At 68.5% G+C, this 6,428-nt stretch carries 5 protein-coding genes and 1 pseudogene; 4 read left to right on the forward strand and 2 right to left on the reverse strand.

Features of this window, described 5'->3' with window-relative positions:
• Nucleotides 1-47: 47 nt before the first annotated feature.
• Complete coding sequence (locus tag GA0115254_RS05975; protein ID WP_093894229.1) at nt 48-593, reverse strand: hypothetical protein; 546 nt, start codon at nt 591-593, stop codon at nt 48-50.
• Nucleotides 594-674: 81 nt separating this feature from the next.
• On the reverse strand, nt 675-2,201 hold the full coding sequence (locus GA0115254_RS05980; RefSeq protein WP_093894230.1) for an alkaline phosphatase: 1,527 nt from the start codon (nt 2,199-2,201) through the stop codon (nt 675-677).
• Between the two features lie 578 nt (nt 2,202-2,779).
• Here GA0115254_RS05980 and GA0115254_RS05985 point away from each other — a divergent pair.
• From GA0115254_RS05985 to GA0115254_RS06005, 4 genes and pseudogenes are all read left to right on the forward strand, one after another.
• Entirely contained in the window at nt 2,780-3,328 is a 549-nt protein-coding gene (locus tag GA0115254_RS05985; protein ID WP_093894231.1) for a SigE family RNA polymerase sigma factor, read from the forward strand.
• Nucleotides 3,325-4,266, forward strand: a complete 942-nt coding sequence (locus GA0115254_RS05990) for a hypothetical protein (RefSeq protein WP_093894232.1) — start codon at nt 3,325-3,327, stop codon at nt 4,264-4,266. The genes GA0115254_RS05985 and GA0115254_RS05990 overlap by 4 nt, the downstream gene beginning before the upstream one ends.
• A 1,100-nt stretch (nt 4,267-5,366) precedes the next feature.
• Nucleotides 5,367-5,804 (forward strand): hypothetical protein, encoded by a 438-nt coding sequence (locus GA0115254_RS06000; RefSeq protein WP_256102413.1) that lies wholly within the window; start codon nt 5,367-5,369, stop codon nt 5,802-5,804.
• A gap of 313 nt (nt 5,805-6,117) precedes the next feature.
• A pseudogene (locus GA0115254_RS06005) lies at nt 6,118-6,339 on the forward strand (helix-turn-helix domain-containing protein); the annotation flags it as partial.
• Nucleotides 6,340-6,428: the final 89 nt, after the last annotated feature.

Consider the following 6,428-nt stretch of genomic DNA (forward strand, 5'->3'; position numbering starts at 1 on the left):
CCATGTTCCGGCCGGCCTCCGGGTGATCAGTGATGCTGGACGCCCGGCTACTCGTTGACCAGGACGGGGACGGAGACGACGGCGGCCGCCGCGGTGCCGGTGAGCTTGGTGGCGGGCGCCTTGAAGTCGATGCCCTCGCCCGCCGCGCGCGGTCCGTCGTGGTGATGGCCGCCTTCTGCGTCCTGCCCCTCTTCCTGGTACTGGAAGCTGCCGGTGCCGATGAAACGACCCTTGGAATCGTAATAGGCGGCGCTCAGCTCCAGCGCGAGCACATCGCTGACGTCGGAGGTAATGGCCAGATGCCCGCTGACGGCGGACCCGCCGGTGAGCGTGAGCCGCGTGAGCCGGACGCGGTCGGTGAACGGCCCTTCCTCGACACGTACCTCGCCCTGCTCGGGCGGCGCCGGGAGCGTCGCGGCCGGGGGCGGCGCGGAACGGGGAGGGGGCAGGGGCAGGGCGGTGACCGAGGTGGTGGCCGCGAGCGGGTCGCCCTTGCCCGGGTCGGTCCCCGCGGAGGTGCCGCAGCCCGTGAGAGCGGTCAGCGCGACAGCGCCCAGCGCGGCGGCCGTCGTGATGCGGATCGGGTGTCTCATCGGACATCCTCCTGGGATACGAACGACCCGGGGCCGGGAGGGGCGTCCCCTCCCGGCCCCGGTCGCGTGGCTGAGTGAGGGTCAGTGGCCGTGCGGTGCGGTGCCGAACAGCGAGCGGTACATCTTGCTGTAGAGCTCGGTGTTGTCCTGGCTGGCGGCGAAGGCGCTGTTACCCGGTCCGTACGCGTAGATCGGCACATCGGCGCCGGTGTGGTTACCGGACAGGTAGGTCAGCCAGAGGCTGGCGTCCTCGCTGCCGTCCTTCACACCCGCCGGGTCGTCGGGGGTACGGAAGGTGGCCGGGCCGAAGTTCTTGGCATCGCCGGCACCCGAGCCGTTGACGATGCCGGAGGAGCGGGCCGGGTCCTTGACGTTGGCCGAGGACGAGCGCGCGGGCACCGAGTTGTTGGCTGTGTTGCCCGAGTCGTTGTTGGCCGGCGGGGCCGCCGCCTCGGCGTTGGTGAAGGTGCCCTTCTCGATGATGTTGAAGCCGGCGCACTCGTGGTCCGCCGTCACGACGACGAGGGTGTGGCCGTCCTTCTTCGCGAAGTCCGTGGCGGCCTTGACCGCGTCGTCGAACGCCTTGATCTCGCCCAGGGTCTGCGACGCGTCGTTGGCGTGCGAGCGCTTGTCGATCAGCGCGCCTTCGACCTGGAGCAGGAAGCCCTTCTTGGACCGGCCGTCGAGCAGCGAGATCGACTTCTTGGTCAGCTCGGCGAGCGTCGGCTCCTTCTTCTCCGGTGCGCCGGCGGGCAGTTCGGCCTTGGACTTCTCGACCGTCAGGTTCCCGCGGTTGAACAGTCCGACGACCTTGCCGCCCTTGACCTTGTCGAGATCGGCCTTGGTCGCGACCTTCTGGCTCTCAGCGGTCTGGGCGGGCAGCGCAGGGTCGCCGAAGCTGCCGAGCACCTGGTAGCCCTGCGACCCCAGCGCCTTCTGGTCGTCCGGCGCGAAGCGTGCGAGGCCGCCGCCGAAGATCACGTCGGCGGTGCCGTTACGGGCGATCTGCTGGGCGATCGGCGTGATCAGGGTCTTGTCGGCGGGCTTGTTCTCGTACGACCCGTCGTCCTTCTTCGGCAGGCACGCCGCGTCGGAGTACACCGGGCCCTGGCAGCCGCGCAGCAGAGCGTGGCTCATCTGGGCGGCCGGGGTGGCGTCGGTGATCTCGGCGGTGGACACGTTGCCGGTCGCGAAGCCCGACTTCTTGGCCTGCTCCATCAGCGTGGGCAGCTTCTTCTCGTACGAGTCGACGCCGATGGCCGCGTTGTACGTCTTCACACCGGAGGACCACGCGGTGGCCGCGCTGGCGGAGTCGGTGACCAGCGCCGGCCGGTCACTGCCCTTCTCGACGGCGGACGTCGCCACCGCGCCATAGCTCGGCAGCCGCTCCATGTTCAGCTTGCCCTCGGCGCCGTAGTAGCGCTCGCGCCCGGCGGTGACATGGGTACGGCCCATGCCGTCGCCGAGCAGGTAGATGACGTTACGGATCTCCGGCTTCTTGCCGTTGCCGCCCTGCTGGGGCGCGGAGTTGGCGGTCGCCGCGGTGCTGGCGGCAAGTGCACCGGTCACGGCGAGAACCGCCAGGATTTTGGTTGGTCTGCTGCGCATGTGCGGACTGCTCTCCTCGGACGTTGGGCGATGCACCGGGACAGGCCGGGCCAGGCAAAGGTAGGAGCAGGACATGAACGCGGCACCAATACCGGGCGCCGTACCGATGTTGAACCCAATCCAATACTTTGAACATTGCGCAACTGGGTAACCTTTTGATGTGCGGCCCCGTGCCGGTGCACCACACGGAACCACTTTCGTGGGCACGCCTGAGCCGCTCTGATCGCCTCGGGCCAGAGGCCAAACGCGACTACGAGCCCCAGGCTGTACGCGAGGCGGGGAGGATCCCCGCGACGTAGAGCGCGGCCGGGCCTGTCGCACGTGGGCGCGCGTCGGCGGTGGCAGCGCCGAGCGGGCCGAAGGCAGGGGCGCGGGCGCAGCCGGAGCCGGGTGCCTCGAACCCGTGGAGAAGGTTGTAACTCGCCGACGGAGAGCCTTGTCCGGTCCCGGGAGACGCTTGACATTCCGGTGCCGGCCGATGGTTGTCAGTGGCCCCGCTCGCCTGACCGAAGAGGCACCGGATCCCGGGCAACCGAATCCGCCGAGACTGTGGTCTGGAGGGCGAGGGAGGGTGCTTGATGCAGGCCAAACAAGAGGCCGAGTTCCAAGAATTCGTCAGAGCGCGGTGGTCCCATCTCGTACGGACCGCGTATCTGCTCACGGGCGACGTGCACTACGCCGAAGGCCTGACTCAGACGGCGCTGGCCAAGGCGTACCGCTCATGGCGGCGCGTCTCGCGCAGCGACAGACCGGATGCGTACGTCCGGCGGATACTGGTCAACTGCAACAGCGACCGGTTCCGCAAGCGGCGGGTTACGGAGGCTCTGACCGCGGTGCCGCCGGAGGTGGCCGGGCGCGACGAGGCCGTCTCGTGGGCCGACGAGCGCAGCGCCCTGCTCACGGCGCTGGCCGGACTGCCGCCGAAGCAGCGGGCGGTGATCGTCATGCGCTACTGGGAGGACCTGTCCGAGGCCGAGGTCGCCGAGGTGCTCGGCTGCTCGCCCGGCACGGTCAAGAGCCAGGCGTCCAAGGCGCTGGCGAAGTTGCGTACGTATCCGGGGCTCGCGCAGGTCGTGGACGAACCTGTCCGCAGCCGAGTGTCGTCCGGGCGGGAAGGCAGCAGGTGAACGAGGAACAGAAGCAGCAGGAGACTGGAACCGGCGGGGACTTCGAGGAGCGGCTGCGCGAGCTGCTCGCCGAGGACGCGAACACAATCCGGCCCGCGCCGGTGCCGTATCCGGTGATCCACCGCCGGGGCGCGATCGAGCGGCGACGCCGGGTCGCGGCGACCGGGGCGGTCCTGGTGACGCTGGCGGCGATGCCCGTGGGGGCGTACGCGCTGGCCGACGGGGATGCAGGTGGGAACACGGTGGCATCGACACCGTCGGTCAGCGCCACACCGCGGACATCAGCGACGCCGACACCGACGCCGTCCGCGTCGCCGGCGCGGCCGGCCACGGAGGGCCAGCTCCTCGACGGGATCACCTTCGGGCAGGCCGTCGACGGGCTGAAGAAGTGCCTCGCGTACGACCAGTCGCACACACGCGGCCCGTCCGGCTTCCGCACGGACTTGGGTGCGGCCGAGGAGTACCGGATCATCCTGGCGATGAACAGCATCGGCGACTCCAACGCGCCCGGCGATGGCATGTACGTCGTCGCGGTGAAGGAGCAACCGAAGCAGACCCGACTGATCTGCAAGGTGAAGGACGGCGAGGCGAACGGCCTCAACACCGACGTGGGCTCCGACGATGTGCCGGGCGCCGGCCCCGTGATGGCCGATATCAACGGCGGCAAGCTCTACCAGCAGTCGATCCTCGACCGTGGCAACTGGAAGCTACCGTTCCGGTGGGGTGTCATCGGCACCGTCGAGCCGTCAGTGGCCCGGGTGACCGTCTCCTACGGCGGCGCCACCACCCAGGCCGCCCTGGATCACGGCTGGTTCGTCGCCGCTGATGTCCTGAACCAGCAGGTCACCATGGCCCCGCGCATCAAGGGCTATGACGCCGACAGCAAGCTGGTCTACGACTCCGACGAGGACAAGAACTACGAGAAGCGGCTGCCCTAGCGTCACCCGGCCAGAGCGCCAGACACGGGGCGGCGCCCCCGGATTTCGGTCAGCGGTGCGGCACGAGGGCCTTTCTGGTCGTAGGTGCGGATGTGGCAATCCACATCGAGCCAGAAGGCCCTCACCCACCTTGAGATCCCTGAGCCAAGAGCCCCGTCACCCACCTCTGTGGACAGAACATCCAGACGACTGCGCTCCGCTCGGCCAAGTCCCGCAGCGCATCGGGGAAGTCCAACCCGCTCAACCCCCAAGAGGTACAGGGTCTGCGCGGTCTGCGGCCTGCGGGCCCGCCGCCACAGCCTCGTGTGAAGTCGGTCCGTGACCGTGCACGTGGCGGAGTCGAAGTTCACCATCGGCCTTCGCCGTCACCGACTCCATCGCGCCGCGCTACCGGCTGCTCGTGCTCCACACCGGCCTCCGCGGCCGGGGCCCGTACGCGTGAGCTGATGACGCGGATGGGGCACAGCAGCTCGCGGGCCGCGCTGATCCATCAGCACATGGCCAGTGACCTTGGCCGAGTCATCGCCGACCGGCTCGGGGCCGTGACCCGGGGCGGTGGGGGAGCGGCTTCGGGCTCCTCCGAAGAGGGCGCCGAGCGGACGTAGGGGCACGCGTGTGGCACGGCGCCTGGACCAGCGAAGGGCCGGCCCAGGAGGAAACCCCTCCTGAGCCGGCCCTTCTGTCTGTGCCCCCGGCAGGATTCGAACCTGCGGCACCGCTTTAGGAGCGAGGTGGGACGAGTTGGGCGCTGACCTGTGGCTCGCCGACTCTGGCCGAGGCTGGTCGCATCCCCTGTCAGCTGTCGTAGTTCCCACTGAATCCCCGCCAGATCTGACGTGGTTGTGGCACGGTCCACCGGACGGACCTGCGCATGGGAGGCCGGCCGCACGCACTCACGCGCGTAGCCTGACGAAGAAATTGAACATGTTCATTAGTGCTGGCAGGATGACGGGCATGTGCTCGACGGCTGGTCGAACCGCAGTCATTCGTGGTGCCGCGACGGGGGGCGGATTGTGAAGACCAAGTCACCTGGCCTGGCAAGGTGCCGGACGGTGAGTCTTGTTGCCTGTCTGCTCGCATCGGTGGGATGCAATCCACACATGTACGACGAGGTACCCGCACTGCGTGACGCGAAGCGGGCGGACATTGCGGGTTCGTGGCTCTGCGTGGACCACACGGAGGTCACTCTCCGGCCTGATGGAAAGGCCGTCATCCACCTCCTGGACGGACAGGAATTCGACTTCGACGACAGGTGGCGACTGTCGGGCACGGGGACGTGGGAGTTGACCGACGAGCGCATGGGATGGAATGACGGTCAGCATGTCCGCGTGGCTCTCACCTCGCGCACGGCATCGGCCACTCGCGCGCCGGGTCCGGCTGAGCCGCGCGACGAGCTGACCGAACGTGCCCCGGCCCCTGATGCCTACACGTGGACGTTCGAGTTGCGGCGCGACAATAGGGAAGAGTTGGAGCTCTACTTCTTCTTCGGCGACCCCGACTCCCGCAGTACATACGTCCTGCGGAGAAAGCAGCCATAGCCCGCCGCCCCTGGAAGGGGGAGCGGGCACCTGGCTGGCCGCAGGACTTGAACCTGTGGCCTCATCCTTATCAGGTCGGTCTATCGGTACTTCCGGCACTGGCAACTCCGGCTCTCGTCCCGGAATCCCTGCGAACTTGATTCGCGGTCGACCGTCGTAGATCGCTGCTACTGGTGTCAGCGGCTGATGTCACGCTCGCGCTCGGGCTTGACTGTCGGCGTGCTTTGAACCGTGACCCCCTATCGGTCGATGAAAAGTGACCCCTTCCGTGATCAAGTGATCAGTCTGGCTCCATGGGAGTCAGGTGGAAGAGGTGATCGGTGTGGAGGACTGGGCTGAGATCCGGCGGCTCCACCGTGCGGAGGGAATGTCGATCAAGGGGATCGCGCAGCATCTGGGGATCGCCCGGAACACTGTGCGGCGTGCCGTGGCCAGCGACGATCCGCCGAGGTACCGGCGGGTGCCGAAGGGCTCGATCGTGGACGCGGTGGAGCCGGCGATCCGCGAGTTGCCGGCGGAGTACCCGCGGATGCCCCCGAGTACGCCGATGCCTGGCTGCGGGACCGCAAGCTGGCCGACCGGAGCAGGGAGCGGAACGAGGCAGTGGTCCGGCTGCACACCAGG

The sequence above is a fragment of the Streptomyces sp. Ncost-T10-10d genome, assembly GCF_900091955.1.
Taxonomy (GTDB): domain Bacteria; phylum Actinomycetota; class Actinomycetes; order Streptomycetales; family Streptomycetaceae; genus Streptomyces.